Genomic DNA, 26,348 nt, shown 5'->3' on the forward strand with positions numbered 1-26,348 from the left:
TCGCCTTATGCCCAGGGACCATGGCACGGATCGCATTTATCGGGCTGGGCGTGATGGGCGCCCCGATGGCCCGCCACCTCGTGGCGGCGGGGCATAGCATCAGCGTCTATAATCGCAGCCCCGAAAAGGCGCGCGCCTGGACGGCGCAGCATGGCGGCGAGTTCGCAGCCACCCCGGCGGCCGCGGCGGGCAACGCCTTCGCCGTCATTTCGTGCGTCGGCAATGACGACGACGTCGCCGAGATCACGATGGGGCCCAATGGCGCCTTCCGCAACATGGCCGAAGGCGCGCTGTTCATCGATCACACCACGGTTTCGGCGCGGATCGCGCGCCGTGTCGCCGAGGAAGGGCGCAAGCACGGGCTGCACTGCGTCGATGCCCCGGTCTCGGGCGGACAGGCCGGCGCCGAGAACGGCCAACTCGCCATCATGTGCGGCGGCACCGAGGAAGCGGTGAACCTCGCGCGGCCGCTGATGGATGCCTATGCCGCGCGCATCGTCCACGTCGGCCCTGACGGCGCCGGCCAGCTCACGAAGATGGTCAACCAGATCGCGATCGCCGGCATCGTCCAGGGCGTGGCCGAGGCCGTGCATTTCGCGCAGCAGGCCGGGCTCGACCGCGACAAGGTGCTCGAGGCCGTTTCCGGCGGCGCGGCGCAGAGCTGGCAGATGGTCAACCGCTGGAAGACGATGGATGCCGGCGAATTCGATTTCGGCTTCGCGGTCGATTGGATGCGCAAGGATCTCGGGCTGACGCTCGAGGAGGCGCGCGCCAATGGCGCCACGCTGCCGCTGACCGCGCTCGTCGATCAATTCTATGCCGACGTCCAGGCAATGGGCGGCAATCGCCAGGACACGTCCTCCCTGATCAGAAGGCTTACCCGATGAAGAAATTACTGGCCGCCGCGGCGGCCCTGTTCTGCGTTCAGACGGCGTCGGCCGACACTCTGATCGACAACGTCAACGGCTACACCATCTCCGGCAAGGACGAGGTTACCCGCTTCAACGGCCTCGTCATCGGCACGGACGGCCGCGTCAAGCAGCTGCTCGCCCGCAAGGACAAGCGCCCCGAGCGGCCCGACTACAAGCTCGACGGCAAGGGCCGGACCATGATCCCGGGGCTGATCGACGCCCACGGCCACGTCATGGGCCTCGGCATGGGCGCGCTCCAGCTCGACCTGTCGGACACCAATTCCCTGCAGGAGGCGCAGGCCAAGATCGCCGCCTTCGCGCGCGCCAACCCGAGCCCGCGCTGGATCATCGGCCGCGGCTGGAACCAGGAGAAATGGGGCCTCGGCCGCTTCCCGACCGCCGCCGACATCGACGCGGTGGTGGCGGACCGGCCGGTCTGGCTCGATCGTGTCGACGGTCATGCCGGATGGGCCAACAGCCTCGCCATGCGCGAAGCGGGCGTGACCGCCGCCTCCAAGTCGCCGCCGGGCGGCAAGATCGAGATGACGGGCAGCCAGCCCTCCGGCATCTTCATCGACGCCGCCGCCGAACTCGTCCAGAAATCGGTGCCCGCGCCGCTGCCGCGCATCCGCGAACGCGCGCTCGACAGGGCGCAGGAAATCCTGCTCTCGCACGGGATCACGACGGCCGCCGACATGGGCACGAGCGGCGAGGATTGGGAAGTGATGCGCCGCTCGGGCGACAAGGGCCGGCTGCAGCTGCGCGTGCTCTCTTACGCGGCGGGCGTCGAGAATCTGCTCGCCGTTGCCGGCACGGAGCCGACGCCGTGGCTCTATGACGGCCGGCTGCGCATGGTCGGGGTCAAGCTCTACAGCGACGGCGCATTGGGATCGCGCGGCGCCTGGCTGAAGCAGCCCTACAAGGATTCCCCCAAGGAGCGCGGCCTCGCCTTCCTCAACGACGCTGCGCTCAAGAATCTGATGAGCCGTGCCGCGATGGACGGCTTCCAGGTTGCCGTCCACGCGATCGGCGACGCCGCCAATGCCCAGCTGTTGGAGGCCGTAGAGGAACTCTCCGACACCTATAAGGGCGACCGTCGCTGGCGCGTCGAGCACGCCCAGATCGTCGACCCCGCGGACCTGCCGCGCTTCGCCAGGAACGGCATCATCGCCTCGATGCAGCCGGTCCACGAATCATCGGACTGGCGCATGGCCGAGGCGCGGATGGGTCGCGAGCGGCTCGGCGGCGCTTATGCCTGGCAGAGCATGATCCGAAACGGCGTTCCGCTCGCCTTCGGCTCCGATTTCCCGGTGGAATCGCCCAATCCGTTCCACGGCCTCGCCGTCGCGGTCAGCCGCGAGGACGCCCAGGGCCAGCCGCCGGGCGGCTGGATGCCGGAGCAGAAGGTGTCGATGGCGCAGGCCTTCGCCGGCTTCACCCGCGGCGGGGCCTATGCCGCCTTCGCCGAGGACCGGCTGGGCACGCTGGAGCGCGGCAAATATGCCGACTTCCTGTTCATCGACCGCGATATCTTCGCGGCCACCCCGGCGGAGGTGCGCGCGACCCAGGTGCTCGAGACCTGGATCGGCGGCCGCCAGGCGTGGAAGCGGAAGTAATCAGCTCTCCGGATATTTGACCGTGCAGCCATAGGGCCGGCTGGTCGCGACCGAGACCGGCTTGCCCGCCTGGACTTCGGCCAGCGCGGCGAGCACATGGTTGCGTGCGCCGGCGATGTCGGCCTTGTCCGACGTCGGCTTGTCGTCGATGCCGCCGGCATAGACGAGCGTGCCGGCCTTATCGACGATGTACATGTGCGGGGTGGTCTTGGCCTGGTAGCCCTTGCCGACCACGCCCTTGGGGTCGAGCAGATAGGCGGTCGAGCGGGCCTTTTCCTTGGCAACGAGCGCCTTGGCCTCGGCGCCGCTCATATGGCCCTGCTTGCCGGGCGCGCCCGAATTGATCGTCAGCCACACGGCGCCGTCGTTGCGCGCCGCGGCCTGGGTCTTCTGCATGTTGCCGCTGTCATAATGCTTGCGGACATAGGGACATCCGGGATTGTGCCACTCGAGCACGACCGTCTTGCCCTTGTAGTCGGCGAGGCTGACGGTGCGGCCGTCGGCGTCGTTCAGCTTGAAGTTGGGTGCCGGCTGGCCGACCTGTGTGGCGGCTGCGGGAACGGCCAGGGCGACGGCGGCAATGGCAAAGACGATGGGCTTCATCTTAGTCTCCTTCAGCTGGGCAGGGCGGTCAACATTCCGGTGGTGAGCACTTGCGGCAGCACCCGGGCCGGCCGGCCCGGCGCGTAATAGAGGTAGAGCGGCACGCCCGAGCGGCCGTGCGCCTCCAGGAAGCGGCCGATCGCGGCATCGCCGCGCGTCCAATCGCCGACCAGCACGGCCACTTTCCGCGCGGCGAAGGCGTCGGCGACGTCGCTCCGTTCCAGCGCGGTCTTCTCGTTGACCTTGCAGGTGACGCACCAGTCGGCGGTGAAATAGACGAAGACGGGGCGGCCTTCGGATTGCAAGGTGGCAAGCCGCGCTTCGCTGAACGGTTCGGCGCCGAGCATGTCCTTGGCCTTGGCTTCGGCCGGGGCGGAGGCGGTCGGGACGAGGAGGATCGCGGCCATGGCTGCCAGCGCCGCCGGTGCGAGCGGGAGCCATCCCAGCCCGTTTTCCTGGCGCCGCCCGACCCACCACAGGCCGAGCGCCAGCGCCAAAGCGCCGGCCAGGCCGATCGCCATCCCGTCTACCCCCGACTGGCGGCCGAGGATCCAGGCGAGGCCGAGCGCCGTCAGGAACATCGGTACGGAGAGGATGCGGCGCAGGCGCGCCATCCACGCACCGGGCTTCGGCAGCATGCGGCGAAGGGCCGGGACGAAGCCGAGCAAGAGGAAGGGCAAGGCGAGGCCGAGGCCCAATCCGGCGAATACGGCGAGCGCCGCCGCGGTCGGAAGCACCAGGGCCGCAGCCAGTGCCGCGCCCATGAACGGACCGGTGCAGGGGGTGGCGACGAACGCAGCCAGCGCGCCGGTCCAGAAGGCGCCGCTCGCGCCGCCGCTGCGTGCGAGCCGCTCGCCGCCCGCTATCTGCGGAAGCTCGAACAAGCCGGCGAGGTTGAGCGAGATGGCGGTGACGAGAAGCAGCAGGAGCAGGATCACGCGCGGATCCTGGAGCTGGAACGCCCAGCCGGCGGTTGCGCCGCCCGCGCGGAGCGCGAGGAGCAGTCCGCCCAGCGCCAGGCATACCAGCACCACGCCGGCGGTGTAGGCGAGCGCTTCGCGTCGCGCCGCACGCTCGTCGCCGCCGGCTTTGGCCAGGCTCAGCGCCTTGAGGCTGAGGATCGGAAACACGCAGGGCATGATGTTGAGCAGGAGCCCGCCGATCAGCGCGCCGCCCAGCGCCGCCAGGATCGTCGTGCTGCCGCCCGACGCGGCTTCGCCCGTCGCCAGCGCCGCCCCGGCGGCCGGGACGGCACCCGATCTTGCGGTCAGCGTCAGGCCCTGGTTCGGCCCGATTTTCAGCACGCCTTCGACCAGCGGCACAGTCTGTCCGGCGGCGTCGGTCTCGACGATCAGCATGTCGCCGTTGCGGCTCACCGCCTGCGGCGCGGCATAAGCGAGCGCGCCGTCGGTGATCGGGAAGAAATAGGGGTCGGCGACCGCCATGTCGGCAGGCAGCGGCACGGCAAGGCGGAAGCGGCCGTTGGCGGTCTCGAACTTCGCCTCGCTGCCGAGCGGTTTCGGGAGGGCCTGGCGGTAGCGATCGAAATCGGCCTGCCGGGCACGCGGGGCGCCGGGCGCGCCGACGGTGAGGTCCAATGCCAGCTCGGCCGACTGGGGCACGCAGATCTCGTCGGTGCAGGCGAGGAAGTCATATTTGCCGCGCAGCGGCAGCTTCGTGCCGGTCGCGAGGCCCGCCGGCAGCTTCAGTTCGACGAGCTGCACGTAGGGGCCTTCGTAGACGTAGTTCATCAGGCCCGCGATGATCAGAGTCTGCGGCACAGGATATTGGATCGGCCCGGGCGCGACGCCGGCGGGCAGCGTCCAGTCGATTCGGCTTTCGACGCCAGCGTCGCCCGGATTCTTCCAGTAACCGTGCCAGCCCGGCTGCGGAGTCATCCGCAGCGCCAGCGTCAGCGTCTCGCCCGCGGCCGGCGCGTTCGTCTCGGCGAGGAGCTCGACCGCGACCGCCTTCTGCCCCGGCAACTGCGCCACGGCGGGGGCGGTGAGGCCGATCCAGAACAGGGACAAAGCGAACAGGAAGGCGCGCATCAAGGCTCCGGAACGATTCATATCCGGGCAACTATAGCATTGGTTTGCGGACTTATCAGCGTTTCTCGAAGCGGGTGATCCCCGTACCCAGTCGGTTGTTCTCGATCCGGATCGCGGCGCCGCTCTCGTCGGCGACGAAAGCGGTCGAGCGGCTCACGCCGGGGGCGAGCGACGCTTCGTTGTCCACCAATGCAAGCCCAGTGGAATCGTTCTCGGCGCCCTCGGGGGCGACCATGACGAAGGCGCTGTAATTCTCCTTCTCGCGACCCTGGACGAAGACGTTGCGTGCGATCAGCCCGGTGGCGCCGTTGGAAAGGTCAATCATGTAGTTGGTGGCGCGGCCGCCGGTGTCGTCGAAGCTCGAATCGGTAATCTCGATCCGCGGCGCCCGGCTCTTCACATAATGGCCGCCGGTGCCGCGCTCGAAGCGGGAGCGGCGGACCGACAGGCTGCCATAGCCGCCGACATAGATGCCGTGCGAGCAGCCATAATCCTCGACGCAGCCGCCCAGCCCCGAGAAGGTCGAGCGCTCGATGCGAATCGCACCGGCCGGATCGTCGGCCGAAAGGATGCCGTTCTCGCTGTCGCGGAACAGGCTCTCGGAGACAGTGAGGTCGCCTTTTTCCAGGCGGATGCCGGCGCCGTTGCGGTCGGACACGCGAATATTGGCGAAGACCAGTCCCTCGACGCGGGCCGCGGTTCCGCCGAGGACAAGAGCCGCCTTGCCATCGCAGGCGCGGCCTTCCAGCGTTGCGGTGCCCGGTTGCGCGGCGACGTAGGCGATGCGGCCCGCCTCCTGAACCGCGCATTGGCGATAGCTGCCCGGCGCGACGACGATCGTGCCCGTGCCGTCGCCGATCGCGTCGACGGCCTGCTGGAGGCTCTGATAGCCAAGCGCCTTCTCCTTCCAGACGAAGGGCGCGTCGGCGGTTTGTGCGGAGGCCGGCGCGGCTAGCAACGCCATCCAGGGCAGGACCAGTCTCTTCACAGGCACCTCTCGTTCGGAGTTCGGAACGAGTGGCTTACGCGGCAGGGCTAAAGCTTCGCTTAATCGAGGTTCGGCCTCAGCCAGCGCGTCGCTTCCTCCATCGAAACGCCGCGCCGGCCCGCATAGTCCTCGAGCTGGTCCTGGCCGATCCGGGCGACCCCGAAATACTGGCTGTCGCGATGGCCGAAATAGAGGCCGGAGACGGCCGAGGTCGGCCACATCGCGAAGCTCTCGGTCAGTGTCACGCCGGCCGGCTCGCCGCCGAGCATGTCGAACAGGAGCGGCTTCAGGCTGTGGTCCGGGCAGGCGGGATAGCCGGGCGCGGGGCGGATACCGGTATAGCTTTCGCGGATCAGCTCCTGATTGGTCAGATGCTCTTCGGCATAACCCCAGACGCTGTTGCGGACGTGGGCATGGAGGACCTCGGCGAACGCCTCGGCGAGGCGATCGGCGAGCGCCTTCAGCAGGATGTCCGAATAATCGTCATTCTCGGCCTTGAAGCGCTCGAGATGCGGCTCCAGCCCGTGGATGGCGACCGCGAAGCCACCGATCCAGTCCTCGCCCGCCGGATCAATGAAGTCGGCCAGCGACATATTCGCGCGGCCTTCGCGCTTCTTCACCTGCTGGCGGAGCATGGGGAGGCGGGTCCAGTCGTTGCCGGCAAGGACCAGGATATCGTCGTCCTCGCGCTTGCAGCGCCACAGGCCAACCGTGCCGCGCGGCGTCAGCCAATGCTCGGCGATGATGCGGTCGAGCATCGCCTGCGCATCCTTGAACAGAGCGGTCGCGCTCTCGCCGACGATCGGGTCCTCGAGGATCGCCGGGTAGTTTCCGGCGAGCTCCCAGGCGCGGAAGAACGGCGTCCAGTCGATCGACGCGCGCAGGTCCCGGATCGGCCATTCGCCGAAATGCTGGATGCCCGGCCGCAGCGGCGGCGGCGCCTTGCCCTCCGGATCGTAAGCGAAGCCGTTGGCGCGCGCTTCTTCGAGGCTCGAAAGCTCGTTCTGACCGCGGCCGGCGCGGGTCTTGCGGACCTGCTCGTAATCGTCGCGCGTGCGCTCGACGAACGGGTCGCGCTGGGTGTCCGATACGAGCGAGGAGGCGACGCCGACCGCGCGGCTGGCGTCGAGCACGTGGATCACCGGGCCTTCATAGGCTGGGTCGATCCTGAGCGCGGTGTGGACCTTCGACGTCGTCGCGCCGCCGATCAGCAGCGGCAAGGCGAGATTCTGGCGCTGCATCTCCGAGGCGACGGTGACCATCTCGTCGAGCGACGGCGTGATCAGGCCGGAGAGGCCGATCATATCCGCCTTATTGTCTTCGGCGGCCTTCAGGATGTCCTGCCACGGCACCATCACGCCGAGATCGATCACCTCGAAGCCGTTGCACTGCAGGACGACGCCGACGATGTTCTTGCCGATGTCGTGAACGTCGCCCTTCACGGTCGCCATCACGATCCTGCCCTTGCCCTGGGTGGCGCCGCTCTTCTCTTTCTCCGCCTCGATGAACGGAATGAGGTGGGCGACGGCCTTCTTCATCACGCGCGCGGATTTCACCACCTGCGGCAGGAACATCTTGCCGGCGCCGAAGAGATCGCCGACGACGTTCATGCCGTCCATCAGCGGGCCTTCGATGACGTGGATCGGGCGGTCGGCGACCAGCCTCGCTTCCTCGGTATCCTCGACGACGAACGTGTCGATGCCCTTGACGAGGGCGTGCTCGAGCCGCTTGCCGACCTCCCAGCCGCGCCATTCGGCCTCGGCCTTCTCGCGCACCGGATCGGATCCGAGATACTTCTCGGCGAGGGTGACGAGACGCTCGGTGGCATCCTCGCGACGGTCGAGGATCACGTCCTCGCAGGCTTCGCGCAGCTCCGGATCGATCGTGTCGTAGACGTCGAGCTGGCCGGCGTTGACGATCGCCATGTCGAGGCCGGCGGGGATGGCGTGGTAGAGGAAGATCGAGTGCATCGCCCGGCGCACCGGCTCGTTGCCACGGAACGAGAAGCTGAGGTTCGAGAGTCCGCCCGAAATGTGGACGTGCGGGCAGCGCGCCTTGATCTCTTGACAGGCCTCTATGAAGTCGAGCGCGTAGCGGCGATGCTCGTCGATGCCGGTGGCGATGGCGAACACGTTCGGGTCGAAAATGATGTCTTCTGGCGGGAAGCCGTCTGCGACCAGCAATTTGTAGGCGCGCTCGCAAATCTCGACCTTGCGCGCCTTGGTGTCGGCCTGGCCGACTTCGTCGAACGCCATGATCACCACGGCGGCGCCGTAATGGCGCAGCTTGCGGGCGTAGCGGAGGAACTCCTCCTCGCCTTCCTTCATGCTGATCGAATTGACGATCGGCTTGCCCGAAACGCATTTCAGGCCGGCCTCGATCACCGTCCACTTCGAGCTGTCGATCATCACCGGCACGCGCGCAATGTCGGGCTCGGCGGCGATCAGCTTCAGGAAGGTGGTCATCGCCAGCTCGGAATCGAGCAGGCCTTCGTCCATATTGACGTCGATGATCTGGGCGCCATTCTCGACCTGCTGGCGCGCCACCTCGACCGCGGCGGCATAGTCGCCGGCCATGACCAGCTTTTTGAAGCGAGCCGAGCCGGTGACGTTGGTGCGTTCGCCGATATTGACGAAATTCGAGCGGAGGGTGGCGTCGGCGGCCGGAGCGGTCGCCAGTGCGGTGGCATTCATATCAAATGACTCATGGCTTAAGCGGCAATCGTCATGGGCTCGAGGCCGGCCAGACGGGTGACCCGGGGCGGGGCAGGAACGCTGCGTGGTGAGAGGTCGCCGACCGCGCCGGCGATGGCGGCGATGTGGGCCGGTGTCGATCCGCAGCAGCCGCCGAGAATGTTGACCAGTCCCTCGTCGGCCCATTCGCGCACGAAGGCCGCGGTCTGGTCGGGCCGTTCGTCATAGGCGCCGAGCTCGTTGGGCAGGCCGGCATTGGGATAGATCATGATCAGGGTGTCGGCCGCCGCGGCGAGTGCCTGCACGTGCGGCCGCAGCTGTTGCGCGCCGAACGAGCAATTGAGGCCGATGGTCAGCGGCCGCGCGTGGCGCACGGCGTACCAGAAGGCCTCCACCGTGTGGCCGGAGAGGTTGCGGCCAGAAAGGTCGGTGATCGTCATCGAGATCATCAGCGGCACGTCGCGGCCGGTGCGTTCGGCCGCTTCGGCCGCCGCCATGATCCCGGCCTTGGCGTTCAGCGTGTCGAAGATCGTCTCGATCAGGATGAAGTCGACCCCGCCTTCGATCAGGGCGTCGCATTGCTCGCGATAGACCTCTTTCAGGCCGTCGAAATCGATCTCGCGATAGCCCGGGTCGTTGACGTTGGGCGAGAGCGAAAGCGTCTTGTTGGTCGGCCCGATCGCGCCCGCCACGAAGCGCGGGCGCCCGTCCGCGGCCTCCGCGTCGTCGGCGGCCTTGCGAGCAATGCGGGCGGACGCGCGGTTGATATCGCCGACGAGGTGCTCGGCGCCGTAATCGGCCTGGCTGATCGCGTTCGCGCTGAACGTGTTGGTCGACACGATGTCCGAGCCGGCGGCGAGATAGGCGCGCGTGATCGAATCCACGATGTCCGGCCGCGTCAGCGCGAGAATGTCGTTATTGCCCTTCTGGTCGCGGCCGAGATCGAGCGTGCCGCGATAATCGGCCTCGCTGAGCTTGTGGTTCTGGATCTCGGTGCCGAAGGCGCCGTCGGTGATGAGGATGCGCTCGGCGGCGGCGCGGGTCAGTTTCTGGCGGGCGTTCATGCCGCTTGTTCCTGTGCTTGGAGGCTGGGCCGGAGGCCGAGCAGGTGGCAGATCGCGTAAGCAAGCTCGGCGCGGTTGAGCGTGTAGAAGTGGAAGTGGCGGACGCCGCCCGCATAAAGCTGGCCGCACAATTCGGCGGCGACGGTCGCCGCCACCAACTGGCGCGCGGCGGGCAGGTCGTCGAGCCCCTCGAACAGGCGTTCCATCCAGCACGGGATCGTCGCGCCGCACAAAGCCGCGAACTTGCGGGTCTGGGCGACGTTGGAGACGGGCAGGATGCCGGGCACGATCTCGGCGTCGATGCCCATCGCCGCGGCCTGATCGCGGAAGCGGAGGAAGCATTCGGGCGAGAAGAAGAATTGCGTGATCGCGCGGTCGGCGCCGGCGTCGAACTTGCGCCAGAGATTGTCGAGATCGGCCGCCCGGTTGCGCGAATCGGGATGGCATTCCGGGTAGGCTGCGACCGAGATCTCGAACGGGGCCACGTCCTTGAGGCCCTTCACCAGCTCTGCCGCGTTGGCATAGCCGCCGGGATGCGCCGCGAATGCCTTGCCTTGCTCGGGCGGATCGCCGCGCAGCGCCACGATGTGACGGACGCCCGCTTCCCAGTAAGCGCGGGCGACGGCGTCGATCTCCTCACGGCTCGCCTCGACGCAGGTCAGGTGAGCGGCGGCATCGAGGCTGGTCTCGCGGGTGATGCGCTCGACGGTGGCATGGGTCCGCTCGCGGGTCGATCCGCCGGCGCCATAGGTCACCGACACGAAGCGTGGCGCGAGCGGCTCCAGCGTCTTGATCGATTCCCAGAGGGTCTGCTCCATCTTCTCGGTCTTGGGTGGGAAGAATTCGAAGCTGACGTCGATGTCTCCGGCGACGTCCGCGAAGAGCGGCGTACCGGTGCGGTCGATTGCGGGGGCGATGGGGCTCATGCGACAACTTTCAGTCTGGATTCGGTACGGACGCCTTCCCAGAGGGTGACGGTGAGCTCGCCGCCCTCGAGATGATCGACGACGCGGCCCTTCAGTCCCGCCTGGTCCATCCACTTGATGATAACCTCGTCGGCAAAACCAAGCCGGGCATGGGCGTCGCGGACGCGCAGTTCCTCGACGTCGTGCGGCGCGAAGTCGACGATCAGCAGCCGACCGCCGGGAACGAGGAGGCGCGCCGCCTCGGCGATCACCGCCGCCGGCTGCTGCGCATAATGCAGCACCTGATGGATGATGACGGTGTCGGCGGAGGCGGAAGGAAGCTGCAGCGCGTACATGTCGCCCTGGCGAAGCTCGGCGGGGCCAAGGCCGGCTTCGGCGAGCTTGACCCGGGCCAGGCGCAGCATCTCCGGCGACCGATCGATGCCGAGGACGCTGACGGCTTCGCGGCCGAACAACGCCATCATGCGGCCGGTGCCGGTGCCGATATCGACGAGCCGGCCGACCGGCGTGCCGCTCAACGCGCGGGCGACGGCGGCTTCGACCTCGCTCTCGGCGACATGGAGCGAGCGCAGCTCATCCCACTCCGAGGCGTGCTGCGCGAAGAATTGCTCGGCCGCGGCGGCGCGGTCGGCGCGGACTGCATTGAGTCGGGCCAGATCCGCGATGAGCCACGGATCCTCGCCGTCGGAACGGGACCAGGAATCGAGCAGATCGAACAGGGGATCGACCCGCTCGGGCGCGCCGACGCTGAGGAACACCCAGCTTCCTTCCTTGCGCCGCTCGGCAAGGCCCGCGTCGATCAGGATTTTCACATGGCGCGAGACTCGCGGCTGGCTCTGCCCGAGCACCTGCGCCAGCTCGCCCACGGATAGCTCCATCGCGCGCAACAGATTTACGATCCGGAGCCGCGTGGGATCGGCGAGGGAACGGAAGATGTCTACGGTGGCTGCCATGATTTAAGGATATAAAGATATCTTTATATGAGGGTCAAGGCAGTTGTGCCTTGTCGGCCCTGACCGCCTGTGGCACGCCATTCCGCGTGGGGGGCAAGAAACGAAGGTGCCTTTATGCGACTGATATTGGCTCTGATCCTTGCCCTGCCCCTCGCTGCCTGCGCCACCACTGGGGATCGTGCCTCACTCGATCCGCGCGATCCCTATGAAGGGTTCAACCGCGGCGTCTGGAGCTTCAACCAGGCGGTCGACAAGGTTGCGGTGAAGCCGGCGGCGACGATCTACCGCACGGTGACGCCGGTCCCGGCGCGGCGCGGCATCAGCCGGGTCCTCTCGAACCTCGGCGAGCCCTTCTCGTTCATCAACAACCTGCTGCAGGGGAAGCCGAAGCGCGCGTTCAATTCGCTCGGCCGCTTCCTCGTCAATTCGACGATCGGCGTCGGCGGCCTCGCCGACCATGCCACCGATCTCGGCCTGCCGCAGACGCGCGAAGATTTCGGCCAGACCCTGGCCGTTGGCGGCGCCCGCAAGAGCCCGTACCTCGTTCTCCCCATCTTCGGGCCTTCCACGGTGCGCGACGCCGTCGGCACGGCCGTGGAGTGGGTCGGCGATCCGGCCCGGATCGTGATGGGCAGCGAGCTCAGCACCACCCAGGGCTACGTCGTCACAGGAACGCGGGTCGTGGATGCGCGCTCGCGGGCGATGGAGGACGGCACCGATTCGCTGCTGGAGACGAGCGCCGATTCTTATGCCGTAGCGCGCTCGGCCTACTTCCAGCGCCGCGAGGCGCAGATCAACGACGAGGATCCGTCCAAGGCGCAGGCGACCGAGAGCGAGGAGGAAATGCTAGAGAAGGCGCTCGGGGACGACGCGGTCAAACCGCAGCCGGACGAACCGGAGATAGACCCCGATTCGGCACCGCTGGAAGAAGAGCAGCCGCAGGCTCCGGAAATCGCTGCGCCGAGCGGAGACCTTTGACTACTGAAAGAGTAGACATACCCCCCAACCTTCTCTAAATCGATGCGCTGCTGGACAGCAGGGGGGGCAGCCTCCCAGTACCTCGCCCAGCGTATATTAGTTACCCCAATTGGGAGGAAAAGCCCGTGAAGAAAATTGCTCTGACCCTCGCTGCTGTTGCGACCCTCGGCCTCACCGCTTGCGGCGGTGCTGACACCGAAGCCGCCAACGAGACCAACACCGCCGTGACCGAGCTCGACGCGACCGCCAACGAAGCCGTCGTCGACGTCAACGCTGCCGCTGCTGACTCGATCAACGCCGCCGACGCCGCTCTCGACAACGCCGGTGCGGCCGTCGAGAACGCGACCGACGCCGTTGCCAACGCTGGCGAGGCCGTCGAAGCCAACGCTCAGTAAGCGTTCCTTCGCGGAAAAGTTTGGGGCCTGGCGCGCAAGCGCCGGGCCCCTTTCTTTTGTCCGCCGTCCGTTTAGTCTCGCGCGCTTCACTGTAGCCGGGAGGGATGAATGAGAGCTTTGGCAGGAATGGCGGCGCTGGCGCTGCTGGCCGCATGCGGCGGCGGCGACGACAATGCGCTGAGCGCCGACGAGAATGCAGCGTTGAACGAGGCGGCGGAGATGCTGGACGCCTCGCCCGACAGCCTGATCGCGGCCGATGACGGCCTGGGCAACGGCGAGATGCCGGCGGAGGAAGTCCCCGCGACCGGGGAGGTTCCGGCCACCGAGGAAGAAGCGATCGACGCGCAGCAATAAGATTCGGCCGACGGCATCGCCGCGGCAGCCAAAAGAAGAAGGGCCGGGGAGTCGCCTCCCCGGCCCTTTCTCTTTGGCGATGGCTGCCGGACTTAGAAGTCCATGCCGCCCATGCCACCCATGCCGCCGGGCATGCCGCCGCCGGCCGGCTTGTCCTCGGGGAGCTCCGACACCGCCGCTTCGGTGGTGATCAGGAGGCCCGCGACCGAAGCCGCATCCTGCAGCGCGGTGCGAACGACCTTGGTCGGATCGATCACGCCGGACTGGACCAGGTTCTCGTAGACCTCGGTCTGGGCGTTGAAGCCCATGGTCTCGTCGTCGCCTTCGATCAGCTTGCCCGAGATGACGGCGCCGTCATGGCCGGCATTCTCGGCAATCTGGCGCACCGGAGCCTGCAGCGCCCGACGGACGATGTCGATGCCGCGGGTCTGGTCGTCGTTCACGCCGGTGAGGCCGTGAAGCGCCTTGGTGGCATAGAGGAGAGCGGTGCCGCCGCCGGGAACGATGCCTTCCTCGACCGCCGCGCGGGTGGCGTGGAGAGCGTCGTCGACGCGATCCTTGCGCTCCTTGACCTCGACCTCGGACGAACCGCCGACCTTGATCACGGCGACGCCGCCGGCGAGCTTGGCGAGGCGCTCCTGGAGCTTCTCGCGGTCATAGTCGCTGGTCGTGTTCTCGATCTGCTGGCGGATGGCTTCCACGCGACCCTTGATCTGGTCGGCCTGGCCGGCACCGTCGACGATCGTCGTGTTGTCCTTGTCGATGCTGACGCGCTTGGCCTGGCCGAGCATGCCGATCGTCACGGTCTCGAGCTTGATGCCAAGATCCTCGGAGATCATCTCACCGCCGGTCAGGATGGCGATGTCCTCGAGCATCGCCTTGCGGCGATCGCCGAAGCCCGGCGCCTTCACGGCTGCGACCTTGAGGCCGCCGCGGAGTTTGTTGACGACGAGGGTGGCGAGAGCCTCGCCCTCGATGTCCTCGGCGATGATCAGCAACGGACGGCCCGACTGGACGACCGCTTCCAGGATCGGAAGCATCGCCTGCAGGTTCGAAAGCTTCTTCTCGTGGATCAGGATGTACGGATCGGCGAGCTCGACCGTCATCTTCTCCGGGTTGGTGATGAAGTAGGGCGAAAGGTAGCCGCGGTCGAACTGCATGCCCTCGACGACGTCGAGCTCAAACTCGAGACCCTTGGCCTCCTCGACGGTGATCACGCCTTCCTTGCCGACCTTGTCCATCGCCTCGGCGATCTTCTCGCCGACGACGGTGTCGCCGTTGGCCGAGATGATGCCGACCTGGGCGATCTCGTTCGAGCCGGAAACCGGCTTGGAGCGGGCCTTGAGGTCCTCGACGACCTTGGTGACGGCGATGTCGATGCCGCGCTTCAGGTCCATCGGGTTCATGCCGGCCGAAACCGACTTCATGCCCTCGCGGACGATCGCCTGGGCGAGCACGGTGGCGGTGGTGGTGCCGTCGCCGGCCAGGTCGTTGGTCTTCGACGCTACCTCGCGCAGCATCTGCGCGCCCATATTCTCGAACTTGTCCTTGAGCTCGATCTCCTTGGCGACGGTGACGCCGTCCTTGGTGATGCGGGGAGCGCCGAACGACTTGTCGATGACCACGTTGCGGCCCTTGGGGCCGAGGGTCACCTTGACTGCGTCGGCGAGGATGTCGACGCCGCGCAGGATGCGCTCGCGGGCCTCACGGCCGAAGCGTACGTCTTTCGCTGCCATGTTTGTCTTTCCTTTCAAATGTTCCCCGGCAGAAGCCGGGGTCCAGTGTGTCTATGAAGCTGGGTCCCGGCTTGCGCCGGGACGCAAAGGTCAGCCGACGATCCCGAGGATGTCGGATTCCTTCATGATGAGCAGGTCTTCGCCGTTGACGCGGACCTCGGTGCCCGACCACTTGCCGAACAGGATGCGGTCGCCGGCCTTGACGTCGAGCGGGGTCACCTTTCCGTCTTCCGACTTGGCGCCGGCGCCGGCGGCGACGACTTCGCCTTCCTGCGGCTTTTCCTTCGCGGTGTCGGGGATGATGATGCCGCCGGCCGTCTTCTCTTCGGCCTCTACACGGCGCACGAGCACCCGATCATGAAGCGGACGAAAATTCATGCGCGTTCCCTTTCTGTCATTCTTGCGTCAGCCCCCCGATTCAAGGAACTGCCCGCCTGGTGGAAGCTTGTTAGCACTCTAGCTTGGTGAGTGCCAATGGCGTCGATTTAGGCTTTGTGAGTGAGGCGTCAAGGGGCGCGAGCGGGCAAATATGCCAAGCGGGCCGAAGCGCAGGGCCAAGCCCGCATTTACAGGGGCTTGCCGCTCCGATAGCGCATCGGAGGACTGGAAGGGAAAGACTGGCAATGCGGTTTATCGGCAAGGTGTGGCGATTGCTGGTCGGAGTGAAGGACGCGCTCGTCCTGCTCTTCATGCTGCTCTTCTTCGGGGCCCTCTACGCGGCCCTGTCCGCCAATCCCTATGCCGGCAGCGCCAGCGAGGGCGCCTTGCTGCTCGCCCTTTCTGGAAGCATCGTCGAGCAGCCCGCTGAGTCGGAACCGTTCGAGCTGCTCGCGGGCGGCGGGCCGCTGGTGCGCGAATATCGGCTCCGGGACGTCGTCCACGCGCTCGAAACGGCCGCGACGGACGACCGCGTGAAGGCGGTGGCGCTCGATCTCGACATCTTCACGGGCGGCGGCCAGTCGGCCTTGTCGGACGTCGGCGCGGCGATGGACGTGGTACGCAAGGCTGGCAAGCCGGTCGTCGCCTACGCCACCGGCTATAGCGACGATTCCTACCTGCTGGCCGCGCACGCCAGCGAGGTGTGGCTCGATCCGCTCGGCGGAGTGCTGATCGCCGGGCCGGGCGGCGCGAACCTCTATTACAAGGGCCTGCTCGACAAGATCGGCGTCACCGCCAACGTCTACCGCGTCGGCACCTACAAGGCCGCGGTCGAGCCCTTCACCCGCAGCGACATGTCGCCCGAATCGCGCGAGGCGAGCCAGGCGCTGGCCGGCGCCCTGTGGGAGACGTGGCAGGACGAGGTGCAGCGCTCACGGCCCAAGGCGCAGCTCGCCGCTTACGTCGCCGCACCGGCGCAGCTTATGGCCGCCGCCGGCGGCGACATGGCCAAGGCGGCGCTCGCCGCCGGGCTGGTCGACCGGATCGGCGACCGCACCGCCTTCGGCAAGCGGATGGCCGAACTGGCCGGCGTCGATGAGGAGAAGGTGCCGGGCAGCTTCAAGACGATCGCCTATGACGCCTGGATCAACGCCAACCCGGCGGTCGACAATGCGGGCCAGATCGGAATCGTCACCGTGGCCGGCGAGATCGTCGACGGCGAGGCGGGCCTCGGCACCGCCGGCGGCGAGACGGTCGCCAAGGCGATCTACAAGGGCCTCGAGAAGCGCGACCTGCGCGCGCTCGTCGTACGGGTCGATTCGCCGGGCGGGTCGGTGCTCGCCTCCGAGCGCATCCGCCAGGCGGTGCTCGACGCCAAGTCGAAGGGGCTGCCGGTGGTGGTCTCGATGGGATCGGTCGCCGCCTCGGGCGGATACTGGATCGCCACGGCCGGCGACCGCATCTTCGCAGAGCCGGAGACGATCACCGGCTCGATCGGCGTGTTCGGCATCCTGCCGAGCTTCGAAGGCACGCTCGACAAGCTCGGGGTCGGCGCCGACGGCGTCAAGACGACGCCCTTGTCGGGCGAGCCCGACATGCTGCGCGGGCCGTCCCCGGAGGCCGACCAGCTCATCCAGCTCGGCGTCGAGGGCACCTACCGCCGCTTCGTCGGCCTCGTCGCGGCGGCGCGAAAAATGCCGCCGCAACGAGTCGATCGGATCGCCCAAGGCCGCGTCTGGGACGGCGGCACCGCGCGCCAGCTCGGTCTCGTCGACCAGTTCGGTTCGCTCGACGCCGCCATCGCCGAGGCGGCGCGCCGCGCCAAGCTCGACCCCGAGACGGCCAAGGCGGTGTGGCTCGAGAAGGAGCCGAGCTGGTTCGACGCGCTGTTCGCCAGCGCGGCAGGCAGCGGCACCGAGGAGCAGGCGCGCGACGTGTTCAGCCGCGTCGCTGCCAAGCCCGAGCGGATGCTGCTGCGCGGGCTGCACGACGCGCGGCGCATCCTGTCGGGTCCGGCCATCCAGGCGCGCTGCCTCGACTGCCCGTCCGGAACGACGCCGTTGCGCCGGCGCGATCGTCAGTCGCTCGGCGCCTGGCTCACCCAGTTGCTGCCGGGCTGAATCGCCTCAGCGCGGATAAGTGGGTAGGTGCCAGCCGTAGCGGATCGCGCCCGCGCGCAAGGTGAAGCCGGCCAGTGCTGCGATCGCACCGGCGATGGTCCCGGGCAGGCCGAGCAGGAGCAGCCCGACCATCATTGCGGCGGAGAGAGCAGCAGCAGTGACGTAGAGTTCGGGGCGCATCAGGATCGACGGCTCGCCGGTCAGGACGTCGCGCAGGATCCCACCAACGCAGCCGGTCATCACGCCCATCGCGATCGCCGGCAGGGGGGCGATGCCGAACGCCAGGCCCTTGGCCGCGCCGAACGTGCCGTAGGCGGCGAGCCCGAAAGCGTCGAGCCAGAGGAGGGCATTGCGCTCCCACCAGCGGCGCGGGGTCGACCAGACGATCAAGGCCGCGGCGATGCAGATGAGAAGAATGCTGTCGCGGCCGACCCAGAAAACCGGCGCCCCGATCAGCAGGTCGCGGATCGTGCCGCCGCCGACGCCCGTGATCACTGCGAAGAAGACGAAGGTCACCAGCGTCTGGCTCTTCTGGGCCGCGACCAGCGCGCCCGACAAAGCGAACACGGCGATGCCTGCCAGATCGAGATAGGCGAGCAGAGGAGCGACGGCAGGGTGGAGCGGATCCGGCGTCATCGATTCACTATCTTTTCCCTGGAGGGCGGCGCCGGATGGTCATCGGCAGCATGACGAGGGCCATCAGCACGGCCGCGAAGGAGAGGGCGCTGAAGGCGACCAGCAACGGCGTGTTGAAATCGTCGCGCGTCTTGAGGTTCAGGATGTGGAGGCCCCAGAGAAAATCGTAGACCCGCCATAAATCGGTCCGCCGGGCGATGATGTCGCCGGTCGCCGCATCGACGTAGAAACGGGTGCCGTCGTCGAAGCTGACCCGCCACGCCTCGACCGGCCGGCGCAGCTCGACCGGCGGCGCCTCGGCCGATGTCCGGTCGACGGCGGTGATGCGCGCGTCGCCGGTATAGCGTGCCTCCACCGCCTGCATCGCCTCGCGCGCGTTGAGCCCCGGCAGGAGGCGTCCGGTGGCGGGATCGGCGAGCCTCGTGCCCCCGTCGGCGTAGCGGATCACCCATTTGGGGCCGCTCCAGCGCGGCTCGAGCGCAAGCGAGGCGACGGGGCGGGGGCCGATTGCCGGCGCGACCGGCGGCGCCGACAGGGCCAGCGGCCGAGCTTTTGCGACCAGATCCTCGCCGCGCACTCTTTCGATCGGCTGCGCCGCCATGAACAGGCCGCTGCCTGTCCAGATCAGCAGCGGGATGATGAGAATCCACCCCAGCCAGATGTGGACACGCCTCAGCGATGCTCGGACCTTCACGACAACTGCCCCCTACCCGGCAAGTGGAACGCGCAGTTTGTCAGCCCTTCGGCCCGAAAAGGAAAGCCCTCAGTCGAAGCGTTCGAGGCAACGCTGCATCACCGCCATGGGCGGGCCGCCCTTCGCCGCGACGGCCAGGGCTTCGCGACGCGCCCGCTGCTGCGCCGCCAGGTCCGGTCCGGCGCGGGCGCGCAGGCCCGGCCCAAGCCGCTGGTTCAGGCTCCGCGCGAGGCGATGATAATCGCCGAGCTGGCTGCCATAGTCGCCATCCTGGCGGGCGAGGGCGGTGGTGAGGAAGTCGCCGAGTTCGTCGCAGGCGAGCTGGGCGGCAAAGGCGTCGGGGGGCAAGGCGACCATCGCGATCTGCGTCGCCGGAAACGCTTCGCGGCATTCGGGGACCAAGTCCTGCCATTGGCCCGAGGTGATCTCGCCCTCCAGTTCGGGCATGCGCTTCAGCACGGCGTTGGCCGCCTCCGCGTCGAACTCCTCGTCTGCGGCACCGGCGAGCAAGGCAAAATGGAGGATCTGGCCCTGCGCGGAGAAAGGCAGTGCGGCCTTGATGTCGCCGGTCGCGGCGCGCGCTTCGGCCGCTGAGACCACGCCGCAGGTGGCGGCGCGATCGACCGGCGCTTCGGGCAGCGTCAGCGCCTTGGGCCCGCAGGAAGCCAGCACCAGAAGGGCGCCGGCAAAAAGGGAAAGCCGCATCCTCGCCTCGTTGAGAAACCGTAACGGTCTCCCAACGGGCGATCGGTGCGGCTGTTCCGCCTAGATGTGGATCGGCTTGCCGGTGACCGCCATCGCCGCTTCCTTGAACGCCTCGGAGTGCGTCGGATGGGCGTGGCAGGTGTAGGCGATGTCTTCGGACGTCGCGCCGAATTCCATCGCCTGCGCGGCCTGGGCGATCATCGTGCCGGCGACCGAGGCGACCATCCACACGCCGAGCACGCGGTCGGTCTTGGCGTCGGCGATGACCTTCACGAAGCCGTCGGGCTCGCGGTTGGTCTTGGCGCGGCTGTTGGCCATCATCGGGAACTTGCCGACCTTCACGTCGGCGCGCGACTTGGCTTCTTCCTCGGTGAGGCCGACGCCGGCGATCTCGGGCATGGTGTAGACCACGCTCGGGATGACGTCGTGGTTCACGATTCCGGTCAGGCCGGCAATGTTCTCGGCCACGGCGATGCCTTCGTCCTCGGCCTTGTGGGCGAGCATCGGACCCGGGGCCACGTCGCCGATCGCCCAGATGCCCGGCACCTTGGTGCTGAAATCATGGTCGATTTCGACTTGGCCGCGCTGGTTGGTGGTAAGACCGGCCTTGTCGAGCGCGAGGCCTTCGGTGTTCGGGCGGCGGCCGATCGAGACGAGGACGGTGTCGGCCTCGATCGTCGTCGCCTCGCCGCCGGCCGCCGGCTCGACCGTCAGCACCACGCCTTCGCCCTTGCGCTCGGCCTTGGTGACCTTGGTGCCGGTCTTGATGTCGAAGCCCTGCTTCTTGAAGATCTTGGCGGCTTCCTTGCGGACCTCGCCGTCCATGCCGGGCAGGATCTGGTCGAGAAACTCGACGACGGTAACCTTGGCGCCCAGGCGCCGCCACACCGAACCCAATTCGAGGCCGATCACGCCGCCGCCGATCACGACCATGTGGCCGGGGACTTTCTTCAGCTCGAGCGCGCTGGTCGAATCGACGATTGCCTCATGATCGATCTCGACGCCGGGTAGCGGAGTGACGCTGGAGCCGGTGGCGATGACGATGTTCTTGGCGCGGACCTCGCGGTCGCCGACCTTGACGCTATTGGTGCCGGTAAAGGCGGCGCGGCCTTTCAGCCACTCGACCTTGTTCTTCTTGAACAGGAACTCGATGCCGCCGGTTAGGCCCTTGATCGCCTCGAGGCGGGTGCCGTGCATGGCGTCGAGGTCGAGCTCGACCGGGCCGGTCTTGACGCCCCATTTGGCGAGTGTGCCGTGGCTCGCTTCCTCGAACAGCTCGGACGCGTGGAGCAAGGCCTTGGACGGAATGCAACCGACGTTGAGACAGGTGCCGCCGAGCGTCTCGCGGCTCTCCGCGCACGCCGTCTTGAGGCCGAGCTGGGCGGCGCGGATCGCCGCGACATAGCCGCCGGGGCCGGCGCCGATCACCAGAACGTCAAAGTCGAATTCAGCCATTTTCACCTCGTTCCCCGGCGAAGGCCGGGGTCCAGCAAGACAGGAAGCCTGCGCCCCGGCTTTCGCCGGGGAACAGCCGTTTACAGATCGATCAGCAGGCGCGTCGGATCCTCGATCGCTTCCTTCATGCGGACGAGGAAGGTCACCGCCTCGCGGCCGTCGACCAGGCGGTGGTCGTAGGACAAAGCAAGATACATCATCGGGCGGGCGACGATCTGGCCGTCGAGGACGACCGGACGCTGCTCGATGCGGTGCATGCCGAGCACGGCCGACTGCGGCGGGTTGATGATCGGGGTGGACAGCAGGGAGCCGAACACCCCGCCGTTGGAGATGGTGAAGGTGCCACCCTGCATCTCGGCCATGGTCAGCGTGCCTTCCTTGGCGCGCTTGCCGAAATCGGCGATGGTCTTCTCGATCTCGGCGAAGCTCATGGCGTGGGCGTCGCGGATCACCGGAACGACCAGGCCGTTGGGCGCCGACACTGCGACCGAGACGTCGAGATAATCGCGATAGACGATCTCCTCGCCCTCGATCGACGCGTTGACCGCCGGAACGTCGCGGGCGGCGAGCGCGGCCGCCTTCACGAAGAAGCCCATGAAGCCGAGGCGGATCTGGTGCTTCTTCTCGAACAGGTCCTTATACTTGGCCCGCGCCTCCATCACCGCCGTCATGTCGACGTCGTTGAAGGTGGTCAGCATCGCCGCCGTGTTCTGCGCTTCCTTGAGGCGCCGTGCGACCGTCTGGCGGAGGCGGGTCATGCGGACGCGCTCCTCGCGGCGTTCGCCGGCGGCGGCCGGCGTCTTCGCCTGCGGAGCGGCAGGCGCTGCCGGTGCTGCCGCAGCGGGCGCCGACTGCGTCTTGGCGGCGGCGAGCACGTCGTCCTTGGTCAGGCGCCCATCCTTGCCGGTGCCCTTGATCTTCGACGGGTCGAGATGATGTTCGAGCACGACGCGGCGCACCGCCGGCGACAAGGTGAGGTCGCCGCCGTCGGCGTGGGGCGCGTTCGGATCGCTCTTCAGCGCCGGAGTCTCGCCTGGGCCGGCGGGGTTGACCGCGGTCTCGGCCGGCTCGGCGGCGGGCGCGGCGGCGCCTGCGCCGGCGTCGATGCGCGCGATCACCGCGCCCACATTGACGGTGTCGCCTTCGGCCACGACATGCTCGCCCATCGTGCCGGCGACCGGCGAGGGCACCTCCACGGCGACCTTGTCGGTCTCCAGGCTGGCGATCGGCTCGTCGAGCGCGACGGGATCGCCCGGCTGCTTCAGCCATTGGCCAAGAGTTGCCTCGGTGATCGATTCACCCAGCGTCGGTACGGTAACGTCGGTTGCCATTCTTTTCCCTCTTAACCCGCTTTGCGCTGTGCCAGCGCATCATCCGTGTGGCCGAGCGCGTCGGCGATCAGCGCCGTCTGCTCGGCGGCATGCCGCTTGGCCAGGCCGGTGGCCGGCGAAGCCGCCGCGGCGCGGCCGGCATAGCGTGCGCGCTGCGGCTTGATGCCGGCCTCGGCCAGGCATTGTTCGATGAACGGCTCGACGAAGAACCAGTAACCGTTGTTACGCGGCTCCTCCTGCGCCCAGACCACCTCTTCGAGGTTGGTCATGCGCTTCAGGCGCTCCACCAGCGGCTCCGACGGGAACGGATAGATCTGCTCCACGCGGACGATCGCGGTATTCTTGTCGCCGGCCTTGTCGCGCGCGTCGATCAGGTCGTAGGCGACCTTGCCGGTGCAGAGGACAAGGCGCTTCACCTCCGTGTCGGCCGGGGCCGACGGGTCGGAGAGGATGCGGCGGAAGTGGCTGTCGCCGCTGAAGTCGGCGAGGCTGGAGACCGCCATCTTGTGGCGCAGCAGCGACTTCGGCGTCATGATCACCAGCGGCTTGCGGAAATCGCGGTGCATCTGGCGGCGGAGAACGTGGAAATAGTTCGCCGGCGTCGTGATGTTGGCGACCTGCATATTGTCCTCGGCGCAAAGCTGGAGGAAGCGCTCTGGGCGCGCCGAGCTGTGCTCGGGCCCCTGGCCCTCATAGCCGTGCGGCAGCAGCATCACGAGGCCCGAGGCGCGCAGCCACTTGGCCTCGCCGGCGGCGATGAACTGGTCGATCATCGTCTGGGCGCCGTTGACGAAGTCGCCGAACTGGGCCTCCCACAGCACGAGCGTCTTCGGGTCGGCGATCGAATAGCCATATTCGAAGCCAAGCACGCCATATTCGCTGAGCGGGGAATCGCGCACCTCGAACCGGGCCGGGCCGATCTTGGTCAGCGGGATACATTTGTGGCCGTCCTTCTGGTCGACCCAGACGGCGTGGCGGTGGCTGAACGTGCCGCGGCCGCTGTCCTGGCCGGACAGGCGAACGTCGTAATCGTCGCGCAGAAGCGTGCCGAAGGCGAGGGCTTCGCCGGTCGCCCAGTCGAAATTCTCGCCGGTGGCGAACATCTCGCGCTTGGCGTCGAGAATGCGCAGCAGCGTCTTGTGCGGCTCGAGGTCGCCGGGGACTGTGGTCAGCGTCTCGCCGATTTCGCGGAGCACCTCTTCCGGCACGCTGGTCGCGACGTTGCGGCGGCCGGTCTCGGGCGTATCGGGCTTGCCGAGGCCGGTCCAGCGGCCTTCGAACCAGTCGGCCTTGTTGGGCAGATAGGTCTTTGCGGCGTCGAACTCGCCTTCGAGCATCTCGGTGAATTCGTTGACCCGCTGGTCGATCCAGGCCTGGTCCACGACGCCTTCCTCGATCAGGCGCTTGCCGTAGATCTCGGAGACGGGCGGATGCTTGCGGATCGCGGCATACATGAGCGGCTGCGTGAAGCTCGGCTCGTCGCCCTCATTGTGGCCGAAGCGGCGATAGCACCACATGTCGATCACGATGTCGCGGTTGAACTGCTGGCGATATTCGATCGCGAGCTTGCAGGCGAAGGTCACCGCCTCGGGATCGTCGCCGTTGACGTGCAGGATCGGCGCCTGGACCGACTTGGCAATGTCGGATGGGTAGGGCGACGAGCGCGCGAATTGCGGCGATGTGGTGAAGCCCACCTGGTTGTTGATCACGAAGTGCAGGGTGCCGCCGGTGCCGTAACCCGGCAGGCCGGAGAAGCCGAAGCATTCCGCGACGATGCCCTGGCCCGCAAAGGCGGCGTCGCCGTGCAGGAGTACCGGCAGGACCTGGTCGCCCTCGATGTCGCCCTTGTGGGTCTGGGTCGCCCGCACCTTGCCGAGCACGACCGGATTGACCGCCTCGAGGTGGCTGGGGTTGGGAACCAGCGACATGTGCACCTTGATGCCGTCGAACTCGCGGTCCGACGAGGTGCCGAGATGGTATTTGACGTCGCCCGAACCGCCGACATCCTCAGGGTTGGCCGAACCGCCGGCGAACTCGCTGAAAATCGCGCGATAGGGCTTGGCCATCACGTTGGCGAGGACGTTCAGGCGGCCGCGATGGGCCATGCCGAACACGATCTCGTTGACGCCCATCTGGCCGCCATATTTGATCACGCTCTCGAGCGCCGGGATCATCGACTCACCGCCGTCCAGGCCGAAGCGCTTGGTGCCGACATATTTCTTGGCGAGGAAGCGCTCCCACTGCTCGCCCTGGATCACCTTGGCGAGGATCGACTGCTTGCCCTCGGGGGTGAAGCTGATCGTGGCGTCCTTGCCCTCCATCCGCTCCTGCAGGAAGCGGCGTTCCTCCAGGTCGTTGATGTGCATGTAATCGAGGCCGACATTGCCGCAATAATTGGCGCGCAGCACGGCGACGATCTGGCGGACGGTCGCGAATTCGAAGCCGAGCGTGCCGCCGAGATAGACCGGGCGGTCGAGCGCATCGCTTGCGAAGCCGTGGAATTCGGGGGTGAGGTCGGCGGGCAGGTCGCGCTGGGCGAGGCCGAGCGGATCGAGATTGGCGGCGAGGTGGCCGCGCACCCGGTAGGTGCGGATCAGCATCATCGCGCGGATCGAATCGTCCGCCGCCTGCTTGATGTCGGCGTCGGACTTGCCGGCCGAAACCGCCGCGGTCTTGGCCTTGTCGCGCACCGCCTCGATGGCCATGCGAGTGGGATCGAGGCCGGCATTGAGCTCGTCGAGCTCGCTGATCGGCCAATTGTTGCGGGCCCAGCTAGGGCCCTGTTCCTGTTCGCTCTCGCCGAACATATCCACGGTCATACGCCTTCTTGTCGTCGCGCGATCCCACAAACGCGCCGTCCTAACTGTTCCCTCAGCCCTTCAAAACTTCGGCGAGGGTGGTCCCGAGCTCAGATGGGCTCGGCGACACGCGAATTCCAGCCGCTTCCATCGCAGCGATCTTATCCTCCGCGCCGCCCTTGCCGCCGGCGACGATCGCCCCGGCATGGCCCATGCGACGGCCCGGAGGCGCAGTGCGGCCGGCGATGAAGCCCACCATCGGCTTCTTGCGGCCGCGGCGGGCCTCGTCTTGGAGGAACTGGGCCGCTTCCTCCTCGGCCGATCCGCCGATCTCGCCGATCATGATGATCGATTGGGTCGCCTCGTCGGCGAGGAACAGCTCGAGCACGTCGATGAAGTTGGTGCCGTTGACCGGGTCGCCGCCGATGCCGACCGCAGTGGTCTGGCCGAGGCCCTGCTGGGTGGTCTGGAACACCGCCTCATAGGTGAGCGTGCCGGAACGGCTGACGACGCCGACCGAGCCCTTGGAGAAGATCGAGCCCGGCATGATGCCGATCTTGCACTCGTTGGGGGTCAACACGCCCGGGCAGTTCGGGCCGATCAGCCGCGACTTGGAGCCGGACAAAGCGCGCTTGACGCGGACCATGTCGAGCACCGGAATGCCTTCCGTGATCGCGACGATCAGCGGGACCTCGGCGTCGATCGCCTCGAGGATCGAATCGGCCGCGAAGGGCGGCGGAACGTAGATCACGCTCGCATCCGCGCCGGTCACGTCGACCGCCTCCTGGACGGTGTTGAAGACGGGCAGGCCGATATGGGTCTGGCCGCCCTTGCCCGGGGTCACGCCGCCGACCATCTTGGTGCCGTACGTAAGCGCCTGCTCGGTGTGGAAGGTGCCGGTTTCACCGGTCATCCCCTGGGTGATGACCTTGGTATTGGCGTTGACGAGAATGCTCATTCGTT

22 protein-coding genes are annotated in these 26,348 nt (G+C 67.5%); 6 read left to right on the forward strand and 16 right to left on the reverse strand.

All coding sequences use genetic code 11. From position 1 onward, the window contains the following. Positions 1 to 20 precede the first annotated feature (20 nt). Positions 21 to 887, forward strand: a complete 867-nt coding sequence (locus SH591_RS10145) for an NAD(P)-dependent oxidoreductase (RefSeq protein WP_324749021.1) — start codon at positions 21 to 23, stop codon at positions 885 to 887. Then, entirely contained in the window at positions 884 to 2,527 is a 1,644-nt protein-coding gene (locus SH591_RS10150) for an amidohydrolase (protein WP_324749022.1), read from the forward strand. The genes SH591_RS10145 and SH591_RS10150 overlap by 4 nt, the downstream gene beginning before the upstream one ends. Here the strand turns inward: SH591_RS10150 and SH591_RS10155 are convergent, their stop codons facing one another. The 7 genes from SH591_RS10155 to SH591_RS10185 are packed head-to-tail and all read right to left on the reverse strand — an operon-like array spanning position 2,528 to position 11,805. Beyond that, on the reverse strand, positions 2,528 to 3,130 hold the full coding sequence (locus SH591_RS10155) for a thioredoxin family protein (RefSeq protein ID WP_324749023.1): 603 nt from the start codon (positions 3,128 to 3,130) through the stop codon (positions 2,528 to 2,530). 11 nt (positions 3,131 to 3,141) lie between these two features. Further along, on the reverse strand, positions 3,142 to 5,181 hold the full coding sequence (locus SH591_RS10160) for a protein-disulfide reductase DsbD family protein (RefSeq protein ID WP_416385237.1): 2,040 nt from the start codon (positions 5,179 to 5,181) through the stop codon (positions 3,142 to 3,144). Positions 5,182 to 5,236: 55 nt separating this feature from the next. After that, a complete protein-coding gene (locus tag SH591_RS10165) occupies positions 5,237 to 6,169 on the reverse strand; it encodes a right-handed parallel beta-helix repeat-containing protein (protein ID WP_324749027.1) in 933 nt (310 codons plus the stop codon). 59 nt (positions 6,170 to 6,228) lie between these two features. Further along, complete coding sequence (metH, locus tag SH591_RS10170) at positions 6,229 to 8,862, reverse strand: methionine synthase (RefSeq protein ID WP_324749028.1); 2,634 nt, start codon at positions 8,860 to 8,862, stop codon at positions 6,229 to 6,231. A 17-nt stretch (positions 8,863 to 8,879) separates the two neighbouring features. Then, positions 8,880 to 9,926: a homocysteine S-methyltransferase family protein gene (locus SH591_RS10175; RefSeq protein WP_324749029.1), complete on the reverse strand. Its 1,047-nt coding sequence runs from the start codon at positions 9,924 to 9,926 to the stop codon at positions 8,880 to 8,882. After that, positions 9,923 to 10,852 (reverse strand): methylenetetrahydrofolate reductase, encoded by a 930-nt coding sequence (gene metF / locus SH591_RS10180; RefSeq protein WP_324749030.1) that lies wholly within the window; start codon positions 10,850 to 10,852, stop codon positions 9,923 to 9,925. Before metF ends, SH591_RS10175 begins: the two co-directional genes overlap by 4 nt. Beyond that, positions 10,849 to 11,805: an ArsR/SmtB family transcription factor gene (locus SH591_RS10185; protein WP_324749031.1), complete on the reverse strand. Its 957-nt coding sequence runs from the start codon at positions 11,803 to 11,805 to the stop codon at positions 10,849 to 10,851. Before SH591_RS10185 ends, metF begins: the two co-directional genes overlap by 4 nt. A 114-nt stretch (positions 11,806 to 11,919) precedes the next feature. On the opposite strand from SH591_RS10185, the gene SH591_RS10190 reads away from it, so the two are divergent. From SH591_RS10190 to SH591_RS10200, 3 genes are all read left to right on the forward strand, one after another. Continuing rightward, the gene (locus SH591_RS10190) at positions 11,920 to 12,783 is read left to right on the forward strand and encodes an MlaA family lipoprotein (protein WP_324749032.1); all 864 of its coding nucleotides are present in this window, start codon (positions 11,920 to 11,922) and stop codon (positions 12,781 to 12,783) included. 125 nt (positions 12,784 to 12,908) lie between these two features. Then, positions 12,909 to 13,178 (forward strand): hypothetical protein, encoded by a 270-nt coding sequence (locus SH591_RS10195; protein ID WP_322831400.1) that lies wholly within the window; start codon positions 12,909 to 12,911, stop codon positions 13,176 to 13,178. 108 nt (positions 13,179 to 13,286) lie between these two features. Next, positions 13,287 to 13,532, forward strand: a complete 246-nt coding sequence (locus tag SH591_RS10200) for a hypothetical protein (protein ID WP_324749033.1) — start codon at positions 13,287 to 13,289, stop codon at positions 13,530 to 13,532. Positions 13,533 to 13,624: 92 nt separating this feature from the next. Here SH591_RS10200 and groL read toward each other — a convergent pair whose 3' ends face one another. Then, entirely contained in the window at positions 13,625 to 15,268 is a 1,644-nt protein-coding gene (groL, locus tag SH591_RS10205) for a chaperonin GroEL (protein ID WP_322831402.1), read from the reverse strand. A gap of 90 nt (positions 15,269 to 15,358) precedes the next feature. After that, positions 15,359 to 15,646: a co-chaperone GroES gene (gene groES / locus SH591_RS10210; protein ID WP_322831403.1), complete on the reverse strand. Its 288-nt coding sequence runs from the start codon at positions 15,644 to 15,646 to the stop codon at positions 15,359 to 15,361. A gap of 245 nt (positions 15,647 to 15,891) precedes the next feature. On the opposite strand from groES, the gene sppA reads away from it, so the two are divergent. After that, positions 15,892 to 17,766, forward strand: a complete 1,875-nt coding sequence (gene sppA / locus SH591_RS10215; RefSeq protein WP_324749034.1) for a signal peptide peptidase SppA — start codon at positions 15,892 to 15,894, stop codon at positions 17,764 to 17,766. 6 nt (positions 17,767 to 17,772) lie between these two features. Here sppA and SH591_RS10220 read toward each other — a convergent pair whose 3' ends face one another. From SH591_RS10220 to sucD, 7 genes are all read right to left on the reverse strand, one after another. Continuing rightward, a complete protein-coding gene (locus SH591_RS10220) occupies positions 17,773 to 18,402 on the reverse strand; it encodes a trimeric intracellular cation channel family protein (RefSeq protein WP_324749035.1) in 630 nt (209 codons plus the stop codon). A gap of 7 nt (positions 18,403 to 18,409) precedes the next feature. Beyond that, entirely contained in the window at positions 18,410 to 19,096 is a 687-nt protein-coding gene (locus tag SH591_RS10225; protein WP_324749036.1) for a PepSY domain-containing protein, read from the reverse strand. A gap of 69 nt (positions 19,097 to 19,165) precedes the next feature. Beyond that, on the reverse strand, positions 19,166 to 19,801 hold the full coding sequence (locus tag SH591_RS10230; RefSeq protein ID WP_324749037.1) for a hypothetical protein: 636 nt from the start codon (positions 19,799 to 19,801) through the stop codon (positions 19,166 to 19,168). A 60-nt stretch (positions 19,802 to 19,861) separates the two neighbouring features. Beyond that, positions 19,862 to 21,256: a dihydrolipoyl dehydrogenase gene (lpdA, locus tag SH591_RS10235; protein ID WP_324749038.1), complete on the reverse strand. Its 1,395-nt coding sequence runs from the start codon at positions 21,254 to 21,256 to the stop codon at positions 19,862 to 19,864. Positions 21,257 to 21,336: 80 nt separating this feature from the next. Next, on the reverse strand, positions 21,337 to 22,587 hold the full coding sequence (gene odhB, locus SH591_RS10240) for a 2-oxoglutarate dehydrogenase complex dihydrolipoyllysine-residue succinyltransferase (RefSeq protein WP_324749039.1): 1,251 nt from the start codon (positions 22,585 to 22,587) through the stop codon (positions 21,337 to 21,339). A gap of 11 nt (positions 22,588 to 22,598) precedes the next feature. Further along, positions 22,599 to 25,406 (reverse strand): 2-oxoglutarate dehydrogenase E1 component, encoded by a 2,808-nt coding sequence (locus SH591_RS10245; protein ID WP_324749040.1) that lies wholly within the window; start codon positions 25,404 to 25,406, stop codon positions 22,599 to 22,601. A 52-nt stretch (positions 25,407 to 25,458) separates the two neighbouring features. Next, positions 25,459 to 26,343 carry a succinate--CoA ligase subunit alpha gene (gene sucD, locus SH591_RS10250; protein WP_324749042.1) on the reverse strand — a complete coding sequence of 295 codons (885 nt, stop codon included), beginning with the start codon at positions 26,341 to 26,343 and terminating at the stop codon, positions 25,459 to 25,461. Between the last annotated feature and the right edge of the window lie 5 nt (positions 26,344 to 26,348).

The organism is Sphingomonas sp. LY54 (assembly GCF_035594035.1).
Taxonomy (GTDB): domain Bacteria; phylum Pseudomonadota; class Alphaproteobacteria; order Sphingomonadales; family Sphingomonadaceae; genus Allosphingosinicella.